The organism is Microbacterium resistens, from assembly GCF_031456305.1.
Taxonomy (GTDB): domain Bacteria; phylum Actinomycetota; class Actinomycetes; order Actinomycetales; family Microbacteriaceae; genus Microbacterium; species Microbacterium resistens_A.
In genome coordinates this window covers 139,246-162,291 of record NZ_JAVDUM010000001.1, presented here as the reverse complement: position 1 = coordinate 162,291, position 23,046 = coordinate 139,246, and the positions used below count along the sequence as shown (strand labels likewise).

Here is a 23,046-nt window from a genome sequence, read left to right as displayed (position 1 = left end):
TGTCGGCCCGGAGGAATACGCTGATTCCATGAGCATGGGCGGCGGCATGGGCGGAGGCCGGGGAGGGTTCCGCGGGGTGGACGAGAGCGCCCAGCGCAGGCTCAACGCGCAGGCGCCCGTCGTGCCGGGGCTCGGGCGTCGCGTGGTGTCGTTGTTCCGTGCCTATCGTGCGCGGCTGCTGTCGACGGGGGTGCTCGTCGTCCTCGGGGCGGCCATCGCGGTGATCCCGCCGCTCATCGTGCAGCGGATCTTCGACGACGCGCTCTTCCCGATCGCGGGAGGCGGTCCCCGTCTGGACCTGCTGCTCGTGCTCGTGCTCGTCATGATCGGTCTGTTCCTGCTCTCCGCCCTCCTCGGCGTCGCGCAGACGTGGCTGACCGCGACCGTCGGCAACAGCGTCACCGGCGACCTCCGGGTGCGTCTCTTCGAGCATCTGCAGGCGATGGAGCTGGGGTTCTTCACACGGACCAAGACCGGGGTCATCCAGTCGCGGCTGCAGAACGACGTCGGCGGGGTCTCCGGGGTGCTCACCAACACCGTGACGAGCATCCTCGGCAACACCGTCACCGTCGTCGCCTCGCTCGTCGCGATGCTCTTGATCGACTGGCGCCTGACGCTGATCGCCGTCGTCCTCATGCCGGTCCTCGTCATCGTGCAGCGCCGCGTCGGTCAGGTGCGGGCGAGGATCGCGGGGGAGACGCAGGAGTCGCTGTCCGAGCTGACCTCGATCACCCAGGAGACGCTGAGCGTCTCGGGGATCCTCCTGTCCAAGTCGTTCAACCGCCAGCGCACCGAGTCGGCGCGCTACCAGGAGGAGAACCGCAACCAGGTGCGGCTCCAGGTGCGTCGGGCGATGAGCGGGCAGGGGTTCTTCGCCGTCGTGCAGGTGCTCATGTCCTCCGTTCCCGCGGTCATCTATCTCGTCGCGGGCTATCTCGTCGCGGGAGGTACCGGAGCGATCACGGCGGGCACGGTCGTCGCGTTCACGACCGTGCAGGCGCGGCTGCTCATGCCGCTGATCGGGCTGATGCGCGTCGCGCTGGACGTGCAGACCTCGTCCGCGCTGTTCGCGAGGATCTTCGAGTACCTCGACCTCGTGCCGCAGATCCGGGATGCCCCCGACGCCCTCCCGATCACAGCGACCCCGGGTCCTCGCGGGCGGATCGAGTTCCGCGACGTCGTGTTCCGGTATCCGGACGCTCCGCCGGACGCCCGGCCCACGCTGGACGGGGTGTCCTTCGTCGCCGAGCCGGGCGCGCACGTCGCGTTCGTCGGGCCGTCCGGCGCGGGGAAGACAACCGTCCTGTACCTCGCCCCGCGGCTCTACGAGGCGGAGGGCGGTGAGGTGCTGTTCAGCGGCGCCGACGTGCGCACCCTCGCGCAGGAGGCGATCATCGACGAGATCGGGATCGTCTCCCAGGACACCTATCTCTTCCATGCCACGATCCGCGAGAACCTGCTCTACGCCAAGCCCGGCGCGACGGAGGAGGAGCTCGTCACCGCCTGCACCGCGGCGAACATCCACCACGTCATCGCCGGCTTCGAGGACGGCTACGACACGGTCGTGGGGGAGCGGGGCTATCGGCTCTCGGGCGGAGAGAAGCAGCGCATCGCGATCGCCCGAGTGCTCCTGAAGGATCCGCCCGTCCTCCTGCTGGACGAGGCGACCTCGGCGCTGGACACGGTCTCCGAGCGGGTCGTGCAGGAGGCGCTGGACGAGGCGGCCAAGGGACGGACGACGCTCACGGTCGCCCACCGGCTCTCCACGGTGATGGGCGCCGACGTCATCCACGTCGTGGAGGCGGGACGGATCATCGAGTCCGGATCGCATGCGGAGCTGCTCGCGCTGGGCGGTCTCTACGCGGATCTCGCCGCGCAACAGGTCGCCGCGGCACGCGTGGATGGGGCGTTGCCGGGCTGAGGTCCGGAACCCCTCCGCCGCTCCGGTCGACCGCGGGAGGGAAGCGGATCCTCGCCGGAGACCGGCCGGTCAGTGGACCGACAGTCCTCCGTCGATGAAGATCGACTGGCCCGTCACATACCCGGAGGAACGGCCGGCGAGGAAGACGGCGGCCCCGGCGAAGTCCGTGGGAAGCCCGTTCCGGCCGACCATGGTGCGGGCGGCGAGCTCCTGCACCCGCGCCGGGTCCTCCTGGAGACGCGCGTTCAGCGGGGTGAGCACGAACCCCGGGACGAGGGTGTTGCTGGTGACGCCCCGCGCAGACCACGCCTCGGCCTGGGAGCGCATGAGGGATTCGAGCCCGCCCTTGGAGACGCCGTACGCCCCGCTCGTCACGAATGCCCGGTGGGCCTGCTGCGAGCTGATGTGGATCATCCGGCCGAACCCCCGCCGGGCCATGCCCGGTCCGAAGCGCTGTCCGAACAGGAACGGCGCCTCCAGGTTGACCGTCATCGTCCGGTCCCAGTCGTCCATCGTGATCTCATCGAACGGCGGGCGCAGGTTGATCCCCGCGGAGCCGACCACGATGTCCGGCTCGCCGAAAGGCTCCGCCGCCGCCTCCGCGGCCGCGAGGATGCCGTCCCTGGTGCCGAGGTCGCCCACGACGCCGGCGACCTCGCAGCCGGGCAGCCCGGCGATCGTCTCGTCGATTCGTTCCGCTGCGCGGGCGAGGATGACGACCGATGCGCCGGACCGGGCGAGCGCGGTCGCGATGCCGCGGCCGATCCCCGACGAGCCGCCGGTGACGACCGCTGTGAGACCGGACAGGGAGAACAGCTCGGAGAGATAGTCGTTCATGCGGTGCCTTTCCTCAGAGTCCTCACCAGGCCAGGGCCTCGGCCATCCCTGGGTCGGGGGTCGCGCTTCCGAACTCGGGGAGGTCGTGCAGCTCATCGAGGAACGTGGCGAGCGCATCCGCGTAGGCCGGGTCGGGGTGGCTCGCGGCGATGCGCTCCAGCGGGGGCAGGTCCATGGCGAGGATGACCTCGAGGCGGGCCACGATCGCGTCGGTCGCTCCCGCGTCTCGGAGGATGTCGATTCCGCCGCGCAGCGCGGCGAGGTAGTCGCGCAGCGTCGGCAGTCGGTCCTTGGACTGCGTGATCGAGGTGCCGTCCGCGCGCAGGCGCCAGTGCACGGCGACGTCGGGGATGACGTCGAAGGCCGTCGCGGTCGTGTACATCCGCTGCGCCACGATCTGATCCTCGTAGGCCACGCCGACGGGAAAACGGAGATCGGACCAGAACGCGCTGCGGCTGACCTTCGACCAGGCGACGATGTTCGCCGATGCCCAGGGGTGTTCGAGGATGGTCGTGCGCCGTCGTGCCGGCGCCGTCGCCGCCGCGACCCAGGGCTGCACGCGGCCGGGGCGGTAGAGATCCGTCGAGGGGCGGGGCTCCACGCGGTTGGTCTCCGTGCGGTTCGTCTCCGTCTCTGTCGCCGTGTCCGGTATCCCGGTCCCGTGGATGCGCGAGCGGACGTAGGCGGCGGCGACGAAATCGCTGCCCGTCTCGGTGAGGGTCCCGGTCATCCGCTCCAGCGCGGACGGCGTCAGCTCATCGTCGCCGTCCAGGAAGCCGAGGTACGGGGTGGTGATCCGGTCGAGGCCCGCGTTGCGGGCGGCGCTCAGCCCCTGCGGTTCCGCATGGCGGATGAGGGTGAACCGCGGATCCGTCGAGGCCGCGGCTGCGAAGACGTCGCCGGTGGCGTCGGCGGATCCGTCGTCGATGAGGATCGCCCTCCAGCGCTGCTCCGTCTGTGCCTGCAGAGAGGCGATGGCGGCGGGTGCGTATGCCTCGACGTCGCGGCCGGGCACGATCACGGTCACGAGAGGTGCGGGGGACACGGATCGAGTCTATGGCGACCGGATGTGCCCGACGCGGTCGCCGCTGTGCTGTGCTGTGGTGTGCTGTGCTGTGCCGTTGCGCGGCGCGCGATGATCCGCGCGCCTTCAGTCCGTCGGATGGATGCAGGTCTGTCGGGCCGATGGGCAGGAATGGGCCGACGGGAGTGCACCGGGCCGACGGAATGTGCGGTGGCTTGATCTGGTCGGAGGGGACGGGCGTGCACGCGGTGGCAGGGATGAGTGCGGCACTTTTGTCGGATGGATGCAGGTTTGTCGGCTCGTTGGGTGGGATTGGGCCGACGGGAGTTGATTGGGCCGACCGATGTGTCGTGGACCGGGCCGACAAAACGTCCGGCGGACCGAAGAGGGTCAGGCGCCGACGGCGGAGACCGCGGCGGCGACGAGGGCGGCCAGGCGCTCGGGACCGTCCCCCGGCAGGCCGGCGTGGCTCAGGGTGAAGCGCACCGAGGTCTGCGCGACCTGGGGCTCGATCCCGAGCGCGAGCAGGACCGGTGAGGGGTCGTCGCTGCCTGCCGCGCACGCTGATCCGCTGGAGGAGATCACCCCTCGCCGCTCCAGTTCGAGGAGCACGGCCTCGCCGCTGGTGCCGGCGAACGTGAAGCTCGCGGTGCCGGGGAGGCGGTGGGACGGATCGCCGGTGAGACGTGCCGAGGGAACTGCGGCGAGCACCGCGGCGATGAGGTGGCGGCGCTGAGCGGACACCCGCGCGGCCGCCTCCTCGCGCTCGGCCTCGGCCAGCTCCAGCGCGACTGCCAGGCCGACGGCCCCGGCGACGTTCTCGGTGCCGGAGCGTCGTCCGCGTTCCTGGCCTCCACCGTGCAGCAGGGGCTCGACCGGGATGCGTCCCCGCACCGCCAGCGCGCCGATGCCCTTGGGCGCCCCCAGCTTGTGCCCCGCGATCGAGAGAGCGTCGGCACCGAGGCCCGCGAGCGGGAGCCATCCGGCGGACTGCACGGCATCGACGTGGACCGGGACGCCTGCCTCCCGTGCGACGGCGGTGAGCGCCGGTGCGTCCTGGACCGTCCCCACCTCGTTGTTGGCGTGACCGAAGGACACCAGGGCCGTGTCGGGGCGGAGCGCGTCCCGGAGGGCTTCGGGATCGAGCCGTCCGTGCTCGTCGACCGGGAGGAGCGTCGTCCGCACGTCGTGGAACCGGCGGAGGTGGTCGGCCGACTCCAGGATCGACTCGTGCTCGATCGGCGTCGTGATCAGATGCCGGTGCCCGCGTTCCAGCGCCGCGAGCACAATCCCCTTGACTGCGAGGTTGTTCGCCTCGGTTCCCCCGCCCGTGAACACCACGTCCCCCGCCCTCATCCCGAGGACGTGGGCGACCCTGGCCCTCGCATCGGCCAGCGCGCTCGCCGCCGCCTCGCCCACCGTGTGGTGGCTCGACGGGTTACCGAACGTCCCGCCGAGGTACGGCGCCATCGCCGCGAGGACCTCGGGGCGGACCGGGGACGTCGCCGCGTGGTCGAGATAGAGCGGTCCGGGCGAGGCCATGTCAGCCGATCCGCACGTCCAGGCCGAGGTCGAGCGCCCGTGCCGAGTGGGTGAGCGCTCCGACCGAGATCACATCGACGCCGGTCTCCGCGACCCGGCGGACGGTGCCGAGGTCCACGCCTCCCGAGGCCTCCGCGACGGCCCTGCCGCCGATGAGGGCGACGCCGGCGCAGAGGTCGTCGGGGGAGAGGTTGTCGAGCAGCACCGTGTGCGCCCCTCCCGCGAGGACGGCCTCGATCTGGTCGAGCCGGTCCACCTCGACGACCACGTGCACGGTGTGCGGCAGCGTCGCGATCGCCTCGCGCAGGGCCGTCGCGAGGTCCGCGCCCTCGCGCTGCAGCACGGCGAGGTGGTTGTCCTTGGCCATGACCGCGTCCGACAGGGAGAACCGATGGTTGCGTCCGCCGCCGGCGGCGACGGCATGCCGCTCGAAGGCGCGGAGGCCGGGCGTGGTCTTGCGGGTGTCCGCGATGCGGACCCCCGTGCCATCGACCGCCGCGACGTAGGCGGCGGTGAGCGTGGAGATCCCGCTCATGCGCTGGACGAAGTTCAGGGCGACCCGCTCGGCCGTGAGCACGGAACGGGCGGATCCGGAGACGGTCGCGAGCACGTCGCCGTCGACGAAGGCGCCGCCGTCCGCCACCTGCAGATCCACCGTGGTCGCGGGGTCCGTGAGCGCGAACGCGGCCGAGAACACCTCGCCGCCGCTGAAGACCCCGGCCTCGCGGGCGACGAGGTCGGCGGACGCCGTCGCGTCGGCGGGGATCAGCGCGGCGCTGGTGAGATCGCCCCAGGGGGCGTCCTCCTCCAGCGCGGCGCCGACGATGCGGGTGAGGGTGGCGCGGGTGAGCGTGGCGGAGAGGGGCATCAGACTCCGATCAGGGCGCCGGTGCGCGCCGCGTCGATGTGGTGGGCGCCGACGGCGACGGGCCGGGCGAGGGCGGCCGCGGTCATGGCCTCGGCGATGAGGAGCAGGTTCGCGTCCTCGTGCTCGGCCTGAACGGTCGGGGCGGGGAGGGCGGCCCGCCATCCGCGAACGGTCCGCAGTGCGAGCGAGAGGCCGTCCACGGTGCGCAGCAGGCCGACGTGCTCCCACATCAGGTCCTGCAGCGCGATGCGGAGGTCTGACGGGAGAGCGGCGTCGTGGTCGGCATCCAGGGGTGCGATGGCCGCCGTGCGCTCCAGGGGCGTCACGGGTGCCAGGGGCGACGTGGGGGCGAGGTGCCGTGGCGTCGGCGTGCCCAGGGCGGCGGCGGCCCTCGCACCGAAGACCGCGCCCTCGAGGAGCGAGTTGGACGCGAGCCGGTTGGCTCCGTGCACTCCGGTGCGGGCGACCTCGCCGACGGCGAACAGCCCAGGGACCGTGGTGCGGCCGTCGAGATCCGTCACGACGCCGCCCATCAGGTAGTGCGCCGCCGGCGTCACGGGGATCGGTGCGCGCGCCCAGTCCAGGCCCCGCTCCCGCGTCACCCGGTCGATGGTGGGGAACCGCGCGGCGAGGCGCTCCGCCCCGAGCGCCGTCGCGTCCAGGCGCACGGGAGCGCCCTGGGCCTCCGCACGACGGGCGATGGCCCGGGCGACGACATCGCGCGGGGCGAGCTCGCCGTCCGGGTGGACGTCGAGGACGAAGCGGTGCCCGTCGTCGTCGATCAGCGTCGCCCCCTCGCCGCGGACGGCCTCCGAGACGAGGAAGGCCGGTCCCGCGGTCGCCAGGATCGTGGGATGGAACTGCACGAACTCCAGATCCGCGACCGCCGCGCCCACGCGGAGCGCCGCGGCGACGCCATCGCCCGTGGCTCCCGCGGGGTTCGTCGTGTGCCGGAACAGCTGCCCCGCCCCGCCCGTGGCGAGCACGACGCGATCGGCGGTCAGCACGGTCGCCCGCCCGTCGAGGAGCATCCGCGCACCGCCGACGGCGCCGTCGGCGCGACGTTCCAGATCGAGGAGGAAGGCGTGCTCGCGCACCGCGATCCGTGTCTCCCGCACACGGGCGCACAGCGCGCGGGAGATCGCAGCACCGGTGGCGTCCCCTCCGGCGTGCGCGATGCGGGCGGCGCTGTGGGCGGCCTCGCGGCCGAGGAGGAGGCGTCCGTCGGCGTCGCGATCGAAGGCGACCCCGCGCGCGACCAGCTCCGCGATGCGCTCGGCCGCGTCCCCCACCAGGGCATCGACCGCCGCGGGATCGGAGAGCCCCGCCCCGGCGGCCAGGGTGTCGGAGGCGTGCGCGGACGGCGAGTCGTCTCCGCGGTAGACGCCGGCGATCCCGCCCTGGGCGAGCGCCGTCGAGCCGTCGCCCAGTGCGCCCTTCAGCGCGAGCACCACCTCGTGCCCCGCCTCGTGGGCGTGCAGGGCGGCGGTGAGCCCGGCGATCCCGCCGCCGAGGACGAGGACCCTCACCGGGCCGCGCCTCCGCCCGCCGTCACCGGTGGCTTCGCGGCGAGCATCCGCTCCAGGGCGAGACGGGCCGGGTCCGCCACGTCCGCGGGGACCTGGATGCGGTTCGGCGTCCTGCCCGCGACGAGCTCCTCGAGCACCCAGGCGAGGTAGCCGGGGTGGATGCGGTACATCGTCGAGCAGGGGCAGACGACCGGATCCAGGCAGAAGATCGTGTGCTGCGGGTACTGCGCGGCGAGGCGGCGCACGAGGTTGATCTCGGTGCCGACGGCGAAGGTCGTGGGCTCGGTCGCCGCCGCGATCGCGGTGCGGATGTAGTCCGTCGATCCCGACTCGTCGGCGGCGTCCACGACCTCCATCGGGCACTCCGGGTGCACGATGACCCGGACGCCGGGGTGCTCGGCACGGGCCTGTTCGATCTGCGCGACCGTGAAGCGGCGGTGGACCGAGCAGAAGCCGTGCCAGAGGATCACTCGTGAGTCCTGCAGATCCTCGGGGGAGTTGCCGCCGAAGGGACGCCTCGGGTTCCACATCGGCATGCGCTCCAGCGGCACGCCCATCGCCTTCGCGGTGTTGCGCCCGAGGTGCTGGTCCGGGAAGAAGAGCACGCGGCGTCCCCGGGCGAAGGCCCAGTCCAGGACCGTCCTGGCGTTCGAGGAGGTGCACACGATCCCGCCGTGCCGCCCCACGAAGCCCTTGATGTCGGCCGAGGAGTTCATGTACGTCACCGGGATGACGGGCACGAGCCCGTCGGCATCGGGCTCGTCCAGGGGGCCGAGGGCATCGGCGAGCTGCTCCCAGCACTCCTCGACCTGGTCGATGTCGGCCATGTCGGCCATCGAGCAGCCCGCGGCGAGGTTCGGCAGGATGACGGCCTGGTCCTGGCCCGAGAGGAGATCGGCGGTCTCGGCCATGAAGTGCACGCCGCAGAACACGATCGCCTCGGCGTCGGGGTAGGCGCGCGCGGCGGTGGCGAGCTGGAACGAGTCCCCCACATGGTCGGCGTGCCGCACCACCTCCTCGCGCTGATAGAAATGGCCGAGCACGACGACGCGATCGCCGAGGGCGGTGCGCGCGGCCTTGATCCGGGCGTCCAGCTCGTCCTCGTCGGCCTCGCGGTACTCGGCGGGGAGCTCGCCCTGGCGTGGCGCGCCGGTGGGGATGACGTCCCCCATCGAGGAGCCTGGGCCGTATCCGGGGACGGTGTCGAAGTCCCACGGGCCCGCCGCGAGATCGGTGGCGCACGCGGCGTCGGACGAGGCGCCGGCGACGATCGCCTGGATGGCGTGGTCGACGGAGGGGTCGCGCAGTGCCGGGGCCGGCAGAGGGCTCGTGCTCAAGAGGTCCTCGTTTCCTCAGGGGCGAGCGGACCGCGGTCGGCCAGCTCGACATCGGTGTCGTTGCGATACAGACGGGCGGGACGGTGGCTTCCGGTGCGGAAGGCGTCCGTGGGGACGAGATTCCCCGCGGACTCCACCTGGCGGCGGAAGTTCGCCGGGTCCAGGCGGCGTCCGAGGATGGTCTCGTATGCCTCGCGCAGCTCGGCGAGGGTGAACTCGGGAGGGAGGAATCCCTGGGCGACCCGGCTGTAGCCGACCTTGTTGCGGAGCCGCCAGAGCGCGTAGTCGATGATCTGCGCATGGTCGAAGGCGAGCGGCGGCAGGTCGGAGGCGTCGTACCAGGCGACGTTCTCGGGAGCGGCGCCTGCGGCATCGTGCGGAGCCGTGCTCTGCGCGCCCAGCGCGTCCACGGTGTCCGGCCTCAGGAGCGCCCAATAGACGACCGAGACCACACGGCCGGGGGAGCGGTTCACGGCGCCGAACGCGTAGAGCTGCTCCAGATAGCTCGGGGCGAGGCCCGTCGTCTCGGCGAGCGTACGGGCGGCGGCCTCCTCCAGGCTCTCGCGCGGGTCGAGCCATCCGCCGGGAAGCGCCCAGCAGTCCCGGTGCGGGTCGCGGATGCGGCGGACGAGGGGGAGCGCGATCCGTGGCTCCTCGGTCTCGCGGCGCAGGGTGAGGATGACCGTCGACACCGCGACGCGGATGCCCTCCTCGATGCCCCTGCTTTTGGTCATGACGACTTTAACCTCCGTGATCGATCTTAGAGTGCCGACGACCAGAAGTCCATCCGACTCGGCGATCGTTTTCCGCTCCTGAATGAGTGCGGGGCGCGCCGGCGCACGCTAGAGTGAGCGGGACAATCGAATAAGGCCGTACGATCCGTGCGGGAGAGCCCGGTGCACGCAGCCGGGCACCGAAGGAGCAAGCCTCCCCGCCAATCTCTCAGGTAACCCCACCGCCCGGATCCGGCCGCTCTGGAAAGCGATCCTCGACAGCGAGGGTCCGCCGACGGTGAAAGCCCCCTCCGCTACGGTGCAGGGCGAAGCTCTCAGGCCCATGACAGAGGGGGAGTTCTCAGACGCTCGCGCCGCGGGCGTCTCACCGATCAGCGCGGGAGAACTCCATGACCGAACCCCGTTACACCCCGCTCCGTGAGCGCCATGAGGCGCTCGGGGCATCCTTCACAGACTTCGGCGGCTGGCAGATGCCCGTCCGCTACACCTCGGACCTCGCGGAGCACCACGCGGTGCGCCAGGGTGCGGGGATCTTCGACATCTCGCACATGGCCGAGTTCAGCATCGGAGGCGCCCAGGCGGGCGAGTACCTCGATGACGCGCTCGCCGGCCGGCTCTCCGCGCTCGCGGTCGGCAAGGCGAAGTACTCGCTGCTGCTCGCCGAGGACGGCGGCATCATCGACGACGTGATCGTCTACCGGCTCGAGGACGAGCGGTATCTCATCATCTCCAACGCCGGCAACCGTGACGCGGTGAGCGAGGCTCTCGCCGCCCGCACCGCGGGGTACGCCGTCTCGGTGCAGGACATCTCGGACGACTACGCGCTGATCGCCGTGCAGGGCCCCGAGGCGGAGGCGATCCTCGCCGAGGTCGCCGGCATCGAGGACCTCAGCGTCCCGTGGGCCGAGCAGAAGTACTACGCCTGGGCGAGCGCCCGCTTCCTGGGCGAGCCGCTGCTGCTGGCGCGCACGGGCTACACCGGCGAGGACGGCTTCGAGCTCCTCGTCGACGCGGACGACGCGGGAGCCCTCTGGGACGCAGTGCTCGCCGTCGGCGCCGACCGGGGACTGGTCCCGGCGGGGCTCGCCGCGCGGGACACGCTCCGTCTGGAGGCGGGCATGCCGCTGTACGGGCACGAGCTGACGCGCGAGACCAAGCCCGCCCAGGCCGGCCTCGGCCGTGTCGTGGTGGCCGACAAGGAGCGCTTCGTCGGCAAGGACGCCGTGACCCCGCAGGCGGATGCGCCGGTGCTCGTCGGGCTCGTCGCCGAGGGGCGTCGCGCCGGTCGCGCCGGCTACCCGGTGGTGCTGGAGGACGGCACCGCAGTCGGCGAGATCACCAGCGGCGCGCTGAGCCCCACGCTCGGCCACCCCATCGCCATGGCCTTCGTCGCCCCGGACCGCGCGTCCGGCGACGTCCCGCTCTTCTTCGACGTGCGGGGGACCAGGATCCCCGCGACCGTGACCGCCCTGCCTTTCTACCGGAGGAAGAAATGACCGATCTGAACACCCTGCGCTACAGCGAAGAGCACGAGTGGGTCGCCGTCGACGGCGACGTCGCCACCATCGGGATCACCGACTACGCCGCCGAGAAGCTCGGTGACGTCGTCTTCGTCGAGCTGCCGGCGGTCGGCACCGTCGTCGCCGCCGGCGCCGTCGTCGGCGAGATCGAGTCGACCAAATCGGTCGGGGAGCTCTACGCCCCCGTGGACGGCACCGTCGCCGAGATCAACGATGCGGTCGTCGATGACCCGTCCCAGGTGAACGCGGCGCCCTACGAGGGCGGCTGGCTCATCCGGCTCACGATCGCCGACGGCGCGGCCGACGGTCTCCTCGACCGCGACGGATACGTCGCCTTCACGGAGGGCTGAGGGTGACCACGTTCGCCGACCGCCACATCGGGACCACCGTGGAGGCCCAGCGCGTCATGCTCGACGCGCTGGGGATCGCCGCGGGCGAGGACGAGAGGCCCGTCGACACGCTGATGCGCGATGCGGTCCCCGCCTCGATCCGCCGTGACCGCGCAGCGGAGTCCACGCTGCCCGCAGCCGCCTCCGAGTCCGAGGCGCTGGCGGAGCTCCGTGCCCTCGCCTCGCGCAACACCGTGAACCGCCCGATGATCGGGCAGGGATACTACGGCACGATCACGCCCAGCGTCATCCAGCGCAACGTCCTGGAGAACCCGTCCTGGTACACCGCCTACACGCCGTACCAGCCCGAGATCTCGCAGGGGAGGCTCGAGGCGCTGATCAACTTCCAGACGATGGTCGCCGAGCTCACCGGGCTCGACACGGCGAACGCCTCGATGCTCGACGAGTCCACCGCGGTCGCCGAGGGGATGCTGTTGGCCCGCCGGGCCTCGAAGGCGACGTCGAACGTTTTCGTCGTGGACGCCGACGCGCTGCCGCAGACCAAGGCGCTGCTCGCGACCCGCGCCGAAGCGGTCGGGATCGAGCTGGTCGAACGGGCGCTCGCCGCCGGTGAGACCCTGCCGGAGGCGCTGTTCGGCGTGTTCGTGCAGTACCCGGGCGCGTCCGGCCTGGTCTGGGACCCGTCGGCCGTGATCGATGCCGCACACCTCGCCGGCGGTCTCGCCGTGGTCGCCGCCGACCTCCTCGCGCTGACCCTCATCTCCTCGCCGGGATCCCTCGGCGCGGACGTCGCGGTGGGCACCACCCAGCGCTTCGGCGTCCCGATGGGCTTCGGCGGGCCGCACGCCGGCTACATGGCCGTGCGCTCGGGCCTGGAGCGCCAGCTTCCCGGCCGTCTCGTCGGCGTCTCGCAGGACGCGGAGGGGCACCCCGCGTACCGCCTCTCGCTGCAGACGCGCGAGCAGCACATCCGTCGGGAGAAGGCGACCTCCAACATCTGCACGGCCCAGGTGCTCCTGGCCGTCATGGCGTCGATGTACGCCGTGTGCCACGGGCCGGACGGGCTGCGGGCGATCGCGAGCCGCGCGGCGACTGGCGCACGGTTCCTCGCGACCCAGCTCGAGAGGTCCGGCGCCGAGGTCGTGCACGGTGCCTACTTCGACACGATCACGGTGCGCGTCCCCGGACGTGCCGAGGAGATCGTGCGGCGCGCGCACGACGAGTTCGGCACGCTGCTGAACCTCGTCGACGCCGACACGGTGCGCGTCTCGACCGACGAGACCACCACGCACGAGGACATCCTCCGGGTCGCATCGGCGTTCGGGGCGGGGGAGGACTCCTTCGCCTACATCCCGGCGACGGCGCTGCCCGCAGCGCTCCACCGGCAGGACGAGTACCTCACCCATCCGGTCTTCCACGCGCATCGCAGCGAGACGGCGATGATGCGCTACCTCAAGACGCTGGCCGACCGTGACTACGCGCTGGACCGCGGGATGATCCCGCTCGGCTCCTGCACGATGAAGCTCAACGCCGCCACCGAGATGGCTGCCATCACCTGGCCCGAGTTCGCGGAGCTGCACCCGTTCGCCCCGGAGCAGGACGTGCGGGGCACCCTGGAGCTCATCGACCAGCTCGAGGCCTGGCTCGCCGACGTCACCGGCTACGACGCGGTGTCGCTGCAGCCGAACGCCGGCTCGCAGGGCGAGCTCGCCGGGCTCCTCGCGATCCGCGGCTACCACCGTGCGAACGGTGACGCGCAGCGCACGGTGTGCCTCATTCCGTCTTCGGCGCACGGCACCAACGCGGCATCAGCGGTCCTCGCGGGGATGACGGTCGTCGTCGTCGCCTGCGATGAGCTGGGCAACGTGGATCTCGGCGACCTCAGGGCGAAGATCGCCGCGAACGCCGAGACGCTCGCGGCACTCATGATCACCTACCCGTCCACGCATGGCGTGTACGAGCAGGACGTGCTGGAGATCACCGCCGCGGTGCACGACGCCGGGGGGCAGGTGTACATCGACGGCGCGAACCTGAACGCCCTGCTCGGCTACTCCCGCTTCGGGGACCTGGGCGGCGACGTCTCGCACCTCAACCTGCACAAGACGTTCGCGATCCCGCACGGCGGCGGCGGACCGGGCGTCGGCCCGGTCGCGGCCAAGGCGCACCTCGCACCGCACCTCCCCGCCCACCCGCTGGCGCAGCGGGCCGAGCACGCGGGCGGGCACGTCTTCGCGGGCGGTCCGGTCTCGGGGGCGCCCTACGGGTCCGCCGGCGTCCTGCCGATCTCCTGGGCGTACGTGCGGATGATGGGCGCCGACGGACTCCGCGATGCGACAGCCGCCGCGGTGCTCGCGGCGAACTACGTCGCCGCTCGCCTCGAGGGCCACTACCCGGTGCTCTACACGGGGGAGAGCGGCCGGGTTGCGCACGAGTGCATCCTCGACCTCCGCCCGCTCAAGGAGGCGACCGGGATCACGGTCGACGACGTCGCCAAGCGGCTCATCGACTACGGCTTCCACTCGCCGACCATGTCGTTCCCGGTCGCGGGGACCCTCATGGTCGAGCCGACCGAGTCCGAGGACCTCGGCGAGCTGGAGCGGTTCATCGAGGCGATGATCCAGATCAAGGCGGAGGCCGATGCGGTCGCCGCCGGACGCTGGGACGCCGCGGACAACCCGCTGGTGAACGCGCCGCACACCGCGGTCTCGCTCATCGCGGGGGAGTGGACGCACCCGTACACGCGGGAGGAGGCGGCCTACCCGATCCGCTCGCTCGTGGCGGGGAAGTACTGGCCGCCGGTGCGCCGCATCGACCAGGCCTACGGCGACCGCAACCTGGTGTGCGCCTGCCCGCCGGTGGAGGCGTTCGCCTAGTCCGCCGTAAAGACATGAACGCCCCGGTAGCCCACGGCGCCGGGGCGTTCGTGTGCGCGGCGACGGAAGAAAGAGGAGGGATCCGTCGATCGGGGGCGGAGCGGGGCGGCCGGGAGTTGGTCACCGCTCAGTAACGGTTGGTCGTTCGGGTTTCACGGTGACGCGCTCGCCGGTTAGGCTCAAATATCTCTACGTGCTCGACGGCGAGTACGCAGTTTGCTGTATTTAGGTCCACAGGAGGACACAAGTGAAGCGCAACAAGATCGCCCTCTCGGGTGTCGCGCTGCTCGCGGCGGGTACCCTCGCACTCGCGGGCTGCGCAGGCGGCGGATCCGGATCGACCGACAAGGGCGACACCGGAGCCAAGGCAGACACGTCTGCCATCATCACCACGAACGGCTCGGAGCCGGAGAACCCGCTGATCCCGACCAACACCAACGAGGTCGGCGGCGGCAAGATCCTCGACGAGATCTTCGCCGGTCTCGTCTACTACGACGCCAAGGGCAAGCCGGTCAACGACATGGCCGAGTCCATCACCACCGTGGACCCGCAGAACATCACGGTCAAGCTGAAGAAGGGCCAGAAGTTCTCGGACGGCACCGAGGTCAAGGCCGACAACTTCATCAAGGCCTGGAACTACGGCGCGCAGAGCGACAACAAGCAGAAGTCGGGCTACTTCTTCGAGGACATCGAGGGCTTCCTCAACGACCCGAAGGACCCGGCCACCCCGGATGACGACGTCTTCGGCGCCCAGGGCGACCTGTCGGGCCTGGTCAAGGTGGACGACTACGAGTTCACCATCAAGCTGAACAAGCCGGCGTCGGACTTCGCGCTGCGTCTCGGCTACTCGGCCTACTACCCGCTGCCCGACTCGGCCTTCGCCGACATGGAGGCGTTCGGCAAGAACCCGATCGGCAACGGCCCCTACAAGATCGGTGGCGAGGGCTGGCAGCACGACGTCAAGATCGAGCTCCTCAAGAGCGAGGACTACCAGGGCGGCCGCAAGGCGCAGAACGGTGGCCTGACGATCAACTTCTACGCCACGCAGGACGCCGCGTACGCCGACCTGCAGGGCAACAAGGTCGACGTCATCGACGCGATCCCGGCGGTCTCGCTGCCGACGTTCCAGAGCGACCTCGGCGACCGCGCGGTGAACCAGCCCGCAGCCGTCTTCCAGTCCTTCACGATCGGTCAGTTCCTGCCGCACTTCTCCGGTGAGGAGGGCAAGCTGCGTCGTCAGGCGATCTCGATGGCCTTCGACCGTGCGCAGATCACCGAGAAGATCTTCTCGGGCACCCGCACCCCCGCGGGCGACTTCACCTCGCCGGTCATCGCCGGCTGGTCGGACAAGATCCCCGGCAACGAGGTCCTGAAGTACAACCCGGAGGAGGCCAAGAAGCTGTGGGCCGAGGCCGACAAGATCTCCAAGTGGGACGGCACCTTCCAGATCGCCTACAACTCCGACGGCGGCCACCAGGAGTGGGTCGACGCGGTGACCAACTCGATCAAGAACACGCTCGGCATCGACGCCTCCGGCGCTCCGTACCCGACCTTCGCCCAGATCCGCACCGAGGTGAACTCCCGCACCATCAAGACCGCGGCGCGTTCCGGTTGGCAGGCCGACTACCCCGGCATGTACAACTTCCTCGGCCCGCTCTACGCGACCGGTGCCGGCTCGAACGACGGTGACTACTCCAGCACCGACTTCGACGCCGCCATCAAGGCCGGCATCGGCAACGCCGACGCCGACGCGCAGCTGAAGGACTTCGAGAAGGCTCAGGAGATCCTCTTCAAGGACCTCCCGGCCATCCCGCTGTGGTACTCGAACGTGACCGGCGGTTACAGCCAGAACGTGCAGAACGTCGAGTTCGGTTGGAACTCGGTCCCGCTGTACTACCAGATCACCAAGACCGCCAAGTAGGTCGTGCGTGACACCCGCGAGGCGGTGACGGTCAACGTCACCGCCTCGCGGGCTGTCGTCGTCACGGCCTGCAAGCGGTCCCACAGAAGGGACAGCGGATGCTCGGCTATATCATCAAGCGTCTTCTGCAGGTGATCCCGGTCTTCTTCGGGGCCACCCTGCTCATCTACTTCCTCGTGTTCGCCATGCCCGGCGACCCGATCCTCGCGCTCTTCGGTGACCGCACGCCCAACCCGGCGGTCGTGAACCAGCTCCGCGAGCAGTACCACCTGAACGATCCGTTCATCGTGCAGTACTGGTACTACATCAGCGGCGTCTTCCAGGGAGACCTGGGCACCACGTTCTCCGGACGTCCCGTCACCGAGGTGCTCGCGCAGACCCTCCCGGTCACCGGACGCCTGGCGCTCATGGCGATCGCCATCGAGTTCGTCACGTCGATCATCATCGGCTCGATCGCAGCGCTGCGGAAGGGCAAGATCTTCGACAACGTCTCGCTGATCGTCGCCCTGATCGCGATCGCGATCCCGATCTTCGTGCTCTGCTTCCTCGCGCAGTACTTCCTCGCCATCCAGCTGGGCTGGTTCAGCCCGACGGTCGGCGCGGACAACGACTGGGGCGGCCTCTGGCTCCCGGCGCTCGTGCTCGGGTTCAGCCTGTTCGCGACCAGCATGCGCCTCATGCGCGGCTCGGTCATCGACACGCTGAACCAGGACTGGGTGCGCACGGCCTACAGCAAGGGCCTCTCGCGCAACCGCGTCATCCCGGTGCACGTGCTGCGCAACTCGCTCATCCCGGTCATCACCAACTCCGCGACCAACTTCGGAGTGCTGCTGGTCGGCGCGACCGTGACGGAGGGCATCTTCAACGTGCCCGGCGTCGGCAACACCCTGTACCAGGCGGCGATCCGCGGGGAGGGGCCGACGGTGGTCTCCTTCGTCACCGTCTTCGTCATCCTGTACGTCCTGGTGAACCTGCTCGTCGACCTGCTCTACGGTCTGCTCGACCCGAGGATCCGCTATGCCTGAGCCCACCATCCCTCCGCACTACGTCGCGCCGGTGGAGACGGAGACGATCTCCGTCGATGCCGTTCGCGTGTCCGAGAAGCCCAGCAACCTCTGGCGCGACGCGTGGCGGGACCTCCGCCGCCGGCCGCTCTTCTGGTTCTCCCTGGTGCTCGCGCTGCTGTTCATCGTGGTCGCGCTGTTCCCCTTCCTGTTCACCTCGGTCGACCCGCGTGCGTGCGACCTGACGTACGGAAACGAAGGCCCGGCCGCCGGCCATATCCTGGGCTACACCTTCCAGGGATGTGACATCTACTCCCGCGTCATCTGGGGAGCGCAGACGTCGCTCGCGGTCGGCATCATCTCCACCCTGCTCTCGGCCGTCCTCGGCCTGATCATGGGTGCGCTGGCCGGGTTCTACGGCGGCTGGCTCGACGCCCTGCTCTCGCGGATCGGCGACATCTTCTTCGCCATCCCGTACATCCTGGCCGCGGTGGTCGTCATGACCGTCTTCTCGCAGTACCGGTCGGTGTGGACGCTGGCCTTCGCGATCGGTGGGTTCGCCTGGGCCTCCACGGCGCGCGTCGTGCGCGCCGAGGTCCTCCGGGTGCGTCAGGCCGACTTCGTGATGGCATCGAAGGCCCTGGGGCAATCGAGGTTCAAGATCCTGCTCCGGCACGTGATCCCGAACGCGATCGCGCCGCTACTGGTGGTCTCCACCCTGGCGCTGGCCGCGGCGATCGTCGCCGAGGCGACCCTGTCCTTCCTCGGTGTCGGACTCGGCAGCTCGGTCATGTCGTGGGGCAACGACATCAGCCAGGCCCAGGCCTCGCTGCGCGTCGCCCCGACGGCGCTCATCTATCCGTCGATCGCGCTCACCCTCGCGGTGCTCGCGTTCGTCACCCTGGGCGAGCTCATCCGAGACGCCCTCGACCCGAAGGCGAGGGCCCAGCGATGAGCACTCCTGCACAGAGCGCTCCGGCCTCGGGACCGGCTCCGGTCCTGAGCGTCCGCGACCTCAAGGTCGCGTTCAAGGGGCAGGACGGGCTGCGCGAGGTCCTGCACGGCATCAGCTTCGACCTGTTCCCCGGCGAGACCGTCGCGATCGTGGGGGAGTCGGGTTCCGGCAAGTCCACGACCGCGACCGCGATCGTGAACCTGCTTCCTGGTACCGGACGCGTCACCGACGGCAGCATCACCCTGGACGGCCGTGAGCTCACGACCCTCGGGCGCCGGGCGATGGAGAACGTCCGCGGACGGGACATCGGCTTCGTGCCGCAGGACCCGATGGCCAGCCTCAACCCGGTGTGGAGCATCGGGTTCCAGGTGAAGGAGGCCATCAGGGCCAACGGTGTCGCGCAGGGTCGCGAGGCCGTCAAGGCCCGCGCGATCGAGGTGCTGCAGCAGGCAGGGCTCGCCGATGCGGCCAAGCGGCTGCACCAGTACCCGCATCAGTTCTCCGGGGGCATGCGTCAGCGCGCGCTCATCGGCATCGGCCTCGTCGCCGATCCGAAGCTGCTGATCGCGGATGAGCCGACCTCGGCGCTCGACGTGACCGTGCAGCGTGTGATCCTCGATCACATGGGGCGCCTCACGAAGGAGCGCGGCACCGCGGTGCTGCTCATCACGCACGACCTGGGTCTCGCCGCCGAGCGCGCCGAGAAGATCATCGTGATGAACAACGGCGCGATCGTCGAGGCAGGCCCCAGCCGCGCGATCCTGGAGAACCCGCAGCACCCGTACACGAAGCGACTCGTGGCTGCGGCCCCGAGCATCGCCTCCCAGCGGATCCAGGCCGTGGTCGAGGACCGCGGCGTGGAGACGATGGAGGATCTGGCGGACATCCCGCCGACCGTGCGGGTGGCCGGGCTCACCAAGGACTACAAGATCCGGCAGGGGGCGTTCCGCAGCGAGCCGTTCCGCGCCGTGGACAACGTGTCCTTCGACATCCCGCGCGGGAAGACCCTCGCCCTCGTCGGCGAGTCGGGATCGGGCAAGTCGACCGTCGCGAAGATGGTCCTCAAGCTCGAGGAGCCGACCTCCGGCACGATCGAGATCGACGGACAGGACGTCTCGCGGCTCTCGAACGCGCAGGCGTTCGGACTCCGGCGTCGGATGCAGCCGGTGTTCCAGGACCCCTACGGCTCGATGGATCCGTTGCGCAACATCGGCAACACGATCGCGGAGCCGCTGCAGATCCACAACATCGGGGATGCGGATTCGCGCCGCGAGCGGGTGCTGGAGCTTCTCGACCAGGTGTCGCTGCCGCGGGTCCTCGCGACCCGTTACCCGAACGAGCTCTCCGGCGGTCAGCGACAGCGTGTCGCCATCGCGCGGGCGCTCGCGCTCAAGCCCGACATCGTCGTGCTCGACGAGGCGGTCTCGGCGCTGGACGTGCTCGTGCAGGACCAGATCCTCAAGCTCCTCGCCGACCTGCAGTCGGAGCTGGGCCTGACCTATCTGTTCATCACGCACGACCTCGCGGTCGTCCGCGTCTCCAGCGACCTCGTGTGCGTGATGGAGAAGGGCCGAGTGGTCGAGCAGGGGACGGTGGACGAGATCTTCGCCAACCCGCAGCAGGACTACACCGAGCGCCTGCTGCAGGCGATCCCCGGCGCGTCGATCACGCTGGGCGGCAGCGACTCGTGAGCTCGCCCGCACGACCCGGGGGAGGGCGGACCTACCGCTCCCCCTCGGGGCCGGTCGTGCTCGTGCTGTCCGTCGCTCTCGTGCTGTTCCTCCTCGGCGACGCGGTGGCGCGGGGCAGCTGGGGGCTGATGCTGCTGTACGCGCCGTGGGCGCTGCTGGCCGTCTGGCTCGTGTACGAGCTGGTCTTCGTGTCCGCCGTCCGGGTGGATGACGACGGCGTCGTCGTGCGGAACCTGCTGCGCCGCACCTCGTTCGGCTGGCGCCGGGTGCGCGACGTCGATCTCCGCTGGCAGCTGGACTTCGCCCTCGACGACGGGACGAAGGTCTCGTGCTTCGGCGGGCCGGGGCGCGCGAGGCCGCCTCGGCAGACCGGTCGGGGCGAGGGAGAGGTCCGGGTTCCCGCGAGCCTGCGGACGCTCACCGAGGTCCGGGACCGGTGGGAGGCGGCGATCGATGCCGTCCCGACGCCGCAGGACGGTTCCGACGCCCCGATCCGGCGCTCCTGGGACGTCCCGGCACTGGTCGCGCTCCTCGTGATCGCGATCTGGGCCACGGCCGCCGTCATCATCACCCACGCCTGACCTTCCCTCGTCGGTCCCGCGCTCGCGCCTCGGCGTGGTCCCTTTCCCGCGAGACTGCAACTGCGTCACGAGACTGCACGATTTTCGCGCTGTCTCGGAACGCAGATGCAGTCTCGCGGTTTTGGTTTGGCGTCGGGAGCGCGAGAAGGCCGTGGCGCAGGGTCCGGGGACGGTCAGCGGCCGAAGGACGTCAGGGTCGCCAGCATCGCCGACTGGACGGGGCGGACGCGGGGGACACCGGTCTGTGAGAGCAGCCCGATCAGCGGGCGGGACGTGCGTGCATCATCCCAGCCCCAGCGGACCACCTCTCGGAGGTGGCGGCGGAGTCGGGCCTCTCGCCGCTTCTCCTGGAGGATCGCGAGGCCGGGGTCGCCGTGGGCCCCGGAGTACTTCGTCATCCCGTCGGCCTCGCCCGCGACCGCGAGCGAGGGCCAGAAGAAGTCAACGCGGTCCTCATGCCCCTCGACGCGGAAGACGGTCTGGAGCTCCGGCAGATCGAATCCGGCCCATTCGATCACCGCGAGGCTGAGCGACTCCAGGACCGTCTCGGGCACGCCAGACGCGCGAGACAGCGCCCACCGCGCACGGTTGCGGTTGCGCGCGGATCTCCGGGACTCGTTCCTCGCCCGGAGCTGCTCGGCGACGACGTCCGGGGCCGTCCGGAGCAGCGCGTTCGCGTAGGCGAGTCCCTCGGCCGGCGGGCGGCTCCGCGCGAGATCGACGATCGTCTCCTCGACGCTCGTCACGAGCAGTCCGTCGAGCCGATCGACATCGCGGGCCTCGTCGGTCGTGTGCGTCCGGACGGCTCCGGTCAGTCGGCTGGTGCCGGCGGGGTCGAGGACATGGACCGGATGCTCGGGTCCGCCGATGACGACGCCCCGGAGCGCTGCTGCCGAGACATGGCTGAAGACGGCGTTCGGACGCGCTTCCGCGACGGCGAGCACCTTCGCGAGGTACTGCTCCCAGGGGGTCGCCGACCGCCAGCGACCGAGCTCGGCGTAGACGCCCGGCATCACCCTGGTCAGCTCGCCCCGATGCCAGGATCGGCTCAGCGATGCGGCCGATCCGGCCGCATCGGCACGGAGGAGGGGAATCGGGGCCGCCGGGAGGGGAACGTCGCGATCGAGCATCCGCCCATCATCGATCGCCTCCACTCCGGTGCGGAGGCGGGTTCACGGGATCCGGGGAGAACTCCGCGGTCTCGGTGTCCGGGGAGGAGAGGCCTCGCCCTCCAGTCCCGCCCCGGGTCTCGTCCCGCCCCCCCCGGTCTCGCTCCGCCCCTGGTCCCGCCCCCTCCGGTCCCACCCCGCCCAGGACCGCGAGACTGCATCTGCGTTCCGACACAGCAGGAAAATCGCGCAGTCTCGGAACGCGGATGCAGTCTCGCCGGAGAAAACGCGGATGCAGTCTCGCCGGAGAAGAAGCGCGGAAGGGGGAGGCGGGAGGGACGAGGCGCGGCCGGGAGAGAGGCGGCCGGGGACGGGTCAGGAGGGGAGGCCGAAGAGGGCCGGCCAGGTCGAGGCGGCCCAGGGGTAGCCGACGAAGACCGCGGCGTCGATGAGGAAGTGCGCGACGAGGAACGGCATCAGGCGTCCCGTGCGCAGGAACAGGAATCCGAAGAGGAGCCCCATCGCCAGGTTCCCGATGAACGCGCCGGGCCCCTGGTACAGGTGGTAGCTGGCGCGGAGGACGGAGGTCGCGATCACGATCGCCCACGACCCCCAGCCCAGCTGCCGCAGTCGGTGGAAGAGATAGCCCAGCACGACGACCTCCTCCTGGATCGAGGCGCGGGCGGCCGCGAGGAGGAGCACCGGGACGGTCCACCAGTAGGTCGACTGCGCCCCCGGATCGACCGCGACGAAGAGCTGGCTCATCCGACCGACGAGGTACAGGCCGAGGCCGGGGATCCCGATCGCCAGGACGAGGCCGACCCCGAGCCCTGCATCCCGCCCGATCCGCCGGCCGTCCAGCCCGAGCGCGCCGAGGTGCGGGCGCGAGCCCTGCCAGAGCAGGAAGCAGACGAGCAGGACGGGGACGACGGAGAAGCCGATCCCGAGCACCTGATAGATGAGGTCGAACACCTCACGGTCGCTGCGGGCCGGGTTGAGGGTCGCGGTCTGGTCCCCGAGCGGTGTCGGACTGCTGAGCCGATAGGCGAGCTGCACCACCGCGTAGACGGCGGACTGGCCGAGGCCGAGAGCGAGGACGATCGCGATCTCCCACCACAGCCGGACGCGGGACGGGGTGGGGGAGCTCATGAGGGACGATCGTACGCTTTCCCATGAGGAGCGCAGAGAAGCCCCGTTCCGGTGCGTTATCCTGGAACGTCGGATTCCCGGCGCATCCCACTCGCATCTTT

The 23,046-nt window shown here is 70.7% G+C and carries 18 protein-coding genes and 2 riboswitches; of the genes, 9 read left to right on the top strand and 9 right to left on the bottom strand.

What is annotated here, in order from left to right:
- The first annotated feature begins 34 nt into the window (after positions 1–34).
- Positions 35–1,921, top strand: a complete 1,887-nt coding sequence (locus J2Y69_RS00765) for an ABC transporter ATP-binding protein (RefSeq protein WP_310017009.1) — start codon at positions 35–37, stop codon at positions 1,919–1,921.
- Positions 1,922–1,990: 69 nt separating this feature from the next.
- Here the strand turns inward: J2Y69_RS00765 and J2Y69_RS00760 are convergent, their stop codons facing one another.
- The 7 genes from J2Y69_RS00760 to J2Y69_RS00730 all read right to left on the bottom strand — a co-directional run bounded on the left by J2Y69_RS00760 (position 1,991) and on the right by J2Y69_RS00730 (position 9,792).
- Positions 1,991–2,758 carry an SDR family NAD(P)-dependent oxidoreductase gene (locus J2Y69_RS00760; protein ID WP_310016569.1) on the bottom strand — a complete coding sequence of 256 codons (768 nt, stop codon included), beginning with the start codon at positions 2,756–2,758 and terminating at the stop codon, positions 1,991–1,993.
- Between the two features lie 22 nt (positions 2,759–2,780).
- Positions 2,781–3,803 (bottom strand): glycosyltransferase family 2 protein, encoded by a 1,023-nt coding sequence (locus tag J2Y69_RS00755; RefSeq protein ID WP_310016568.1) that lies wholly within the window; start codon positions 3,801–3,803, stop codon positions 2,781–2,783.
- A 369-nt stretch (positions 3,804–4,172) separates the two neighbouring features.
- Entirely contained in the window at positions 4,173–5,324 is a 1,152-nt protein-coding gene (locus tag J2Y69_RS00750; RefSeq protein ID WP_310016567.1) for a cysteine desulfurase family protein, read from the bottom strand.
- A 1-nt stretch (position 5,325) separates the two neighbouring features.
- A complete protein-coding gene (gene nadC, locus J2Y69_RS00745; RefSeq protein WP_310016566.1) occupies positions 5,326–6,192 on the bottom strand; it encodes a carboxylating nicotinate-nucleotide diphosphorylase in 867 nt (288 codons plus the stop codon).
- The gene (gene nadB, locus J2Y69_RS00740; RefSeq protein WP_310016565.1) at positions 6,192–7,721 is read right to left on the bottom strand and encodes an L-aspartate oxidase; all 1,530 of its coding nucleotides are present in this window, start codon (positions 7,719–7,721) and stop codon (positions 6,192–6,194) included. Before nadB ends, nadC begins: the two co-directional genes overlap by 1 nt.
- Complete coding sequence (gene nadA / locus J2Y69_RS00735) at positions 7,718–9,058, bottom strand: quinolinate synthase NadA (RefSeq protein ID WP_310016564.1); 1,341 nt, start codon at positions 9,056–9,058, stop codon at positions 7,718–7,720. The genes nadB and nadA overlap by 4 nt, the downstream gene beginning before the upstream one ends.
- On the bottom strand, positions 9,055–9,792 hold the full coding sequence (locus J2Y69_RS00730; RefSeq protein ID WP_310016563.1) for an NUDIX hydrolase: 738 nt from the start codon (positions 9,790–9,792) through the stop codon (positions 9,055–9,057). The genes nadA and J2Y69_RS00730 overlap by 4 nt, the downstream gene beginning before the upstream one ends.
- Positions 9,793–9,932: 140 nt before the next feature.
- Positions 9,933–10,026: riboswitch (glycine riboswitch) on the top strand.
- A gap of 1 nt (position 10,027) precedes the next feature.
- Positions 10,028–10,128: riboswitch (glycine riboswitch) on the top strand.
- A gap of 53 nt (positions 10,129–10,181) precedes the next feature.
- On the opposite strand from J2Y69_RS00730, the gene gcvT reads away from it, so the two are divergent.
- From gcvT to J2Y69_RS00690, 8 genes are all read left to right on the top strand, one after another.
- Complete coding sequence (gene gcvT / locus J2Y69_RS00725; RefSeq protein ID WP_310016562.1) at positions 10,182–11,288, top strand: glycine cleavage system aminomethyltransferase GcvT; 1,107 nt, start codon at positions 10,182–10,184, stop codon at positions 11,286–11,288.
- A complete protein-coding gene (gene gcvH, locus J2Y69_RS00720; protein ID WP_310016561.1) occupies positions 11,285–11,662 on the top strand; it encodes a glycine cleavage system protein GcvH in 378 nt (125 codons plus the stop codon). The genes gcvT and gcvH overlap by 4 nt, the downstream gene beginning before the upstream one ends.
- Positions 11,663–11,718: 56 nt before the next feature.
- The gene (gene gcvP, locus J2Y69_RS00715) at positions 11,719–14,535 is read left to right on the top strand and encodes an aminomethyl-transferring glycine dehydrogenase (RefSeq protein WP_396653018.1); all 2,817 of its coding nucleotides are present in this window, start codon (positions 11,719–11,721) and stop codon (positions 14,533–14,535) included.
- A 247-nt stretch (positions 14,536–14,782) separates the two neighbouring features.
- Positions 14,783–16,456, top strand: a complete 1,674-nt coding sequence (locus J2Y69_RS00710; RefSeq protein WP_310016559.1) for a peptide ABC transporter substrate-binding protein — start codon at positions 14,783–14,785, stop codon at positions 16,454–16,456.
- A 98-nt stretch (positions 16,457–16,554) separates the two neighbouring features.
- Positions 16,555–17,481: an ABC transporter permease gene (locus J2Y69_RS00705; protein WP_310016558.1), complete on the top strand. Its 927-nt coding sequence runs from the start codon at positions 16,555–16,557 to the stop codon at positions 17,479–17,481.
- Positions 17,474–18,415, top strand: coding sequence for an ABC transporter permease (locus J2Y69_RS00700; RefSeq protein WP_310016557.1), 942 nt, complete (start codon positions 17,474–17,476; stop codon positions 18,413–18,415). Before J2Y69_RS00705 ends, J2Y69_RS00700 begins: the two co-directional genes overlap by 8 nt.
- Positions 18,412–20,106: an ABC transporter ATP-binding protein gene (locus J2Y69_RS00695; RefSeq protein WP_310016556.1), complete on the top strand. Its 1,695-nt coding sequence runs from the start codon at positions 18,412–18,414 to the stop codon at positions 20,104–20,106. The genes J2Y69_RS00700 and J2Y69_RS00695 overlap by 4 nt, the downstream gene beginning before the upstream one ends.
- Positions 20,103–20,687 carry a PH domain-containing protein gene (locus J2Y69_RS00690; RefSeq protein WP_310016555.1) on the top strand — a complete coding sequence of 195 codons (585 nt, stop codon included), beginning with the start codon at positions 20,103–20,105 and terminating at the stop codon, positions 20,685–20,687. The genes J2Y69_RS00695 and J2Y69_RS00690 overlap by 4 nt, the downstream gene beginning before the upstream one ends.
- 173 nt (positions 20,688–20,860) lie before the next feature.
- On the opposite strand, the gene J2Y69_RS00685 is transcribed toward J2Y69_RS00690, so the two are convergent.
- The gene (locus J2Y69_RS00685; RefSeq protein ID WP_310016554.1) at positions 20,861–21,817 is read right to left on the bottom strand and encodes a hypothetical protein; all 957 of its coding nucleotides are present in this window, start codon (positions 21,815–21,817) and stop codon (positions 20,861–20,863) included.
- Between the two features lie 354 nt (positions 21,818–22,171).
- The gene (locus J2Y69_RS00680) at positions 22,172–22,945 is read right to left on the bottom strand and encodes a CPBP family intramembrane glutamic endopeptidase (protein WP_310016553.1); all 774 of its coding nucleotides are present in this window, start codon (positions 22,943–22,945) and stop codon (positions 22,172–22,174) included.
- Between the last annotated feature and the right edge of the window lie 101 nt (positions 22,946–23,046).

Excerpts from the sequence above, each read along its gene's own strand:
- J2Y69_RS00730 (WP_310016563.1), bottom strand. The coding sequence starts at position 9,792 with ATGACCAAAAGCAGGGGCATCGAGGAGGGCATCCGCGTCGCGGTGTCG.
- J2Y69_RS00680 (WP_310016553.1), bottom strand. The coding sequence starts at position 22,945 with ATGAGCTCCCCCACCCCGTCCCGCGTCCGGCTGTGGTGGGAGATCGCG.
- gcvP (WP_396653018.1), top strand. The coding sequence starts at position 11,719 with ATGCTCGACGCGCTGGGGATCGCCGCGGGCGAGGACGAGAGGCCCGTC.
- J2Y69_RS00700 (WP_310016557.1), top strand. The coding sequence starts at position 17,474 with ATGCCTGAGCCCACCATCCCTCCGCACTACGTCGCGCCGGTGGAGACG.
- J2Y69_RS00760 (WP_310016569.1), bottom strand. The coding sequence starts at position 2,758 with ATGAACGACTATCTCTCCGAGCTGTTCTCCCTGTCCGGTCTCACAGCG.
- gcvT (WP_310016562.1), top strand. The coding sequence starts at position 10,182 with ATGACCGAACCCCGTTACACCCCGCTCCGTGAGCGCCATGAGGCGCTC.
- nadC (WP_310016566.1), bottom strand. The coding sequence starts at position 6,192 with ATGCCCCTCTCCGCCACGCTCACCCGCGCCACCCTCACCCGCATCGTC.
- J2Y69_RS00765 (WP_310017009.1), top strand. The coding sequence starts at position 35 with ATGGGCGGCGGCATGGGCGGAGGCCGGGGAGGGTTCCGCGGGGTGGAC.
- J2Y69_RS00685 (WP_310016554.1), bottom strand. The coding sequence starts at position 21,817 with ATGCTCGATCGCGACGTTCCCCTCCCGGCGGCCCCGATTCCCCTCCTC.
- J2Y69_RS00750 (WP_310016567.1), bottom strand. The coding sequence starts at position 5,324 with ATGGCCTCGCCCGGACCGCTCTATCTCGACCACGCGGCGACGTCCCCG.
- J2Y69_RS00705 (WP_310016558.1), top strand. The coding sequence starts at position 16,555 with ATGCTCGGCTATATCATCAAGCGTCTTCTGCAGGTGATCCCGGTCTTC.
- gcvH (WP_310016561.1), top strand. The coding sequence starts at position 11,285 with ATGACCGATCTGAACACCCTGCGCTACAGCGAAGAGCACGAGTGGGTC.
- J2Y69_RS00695 (WP_310016556.1), top strand. The coding sequence starts at position 18,412 with ATGAGCACTCCTGCACAGAGCGCTCCGGCCTCGGGACCGGCTCCGGTC.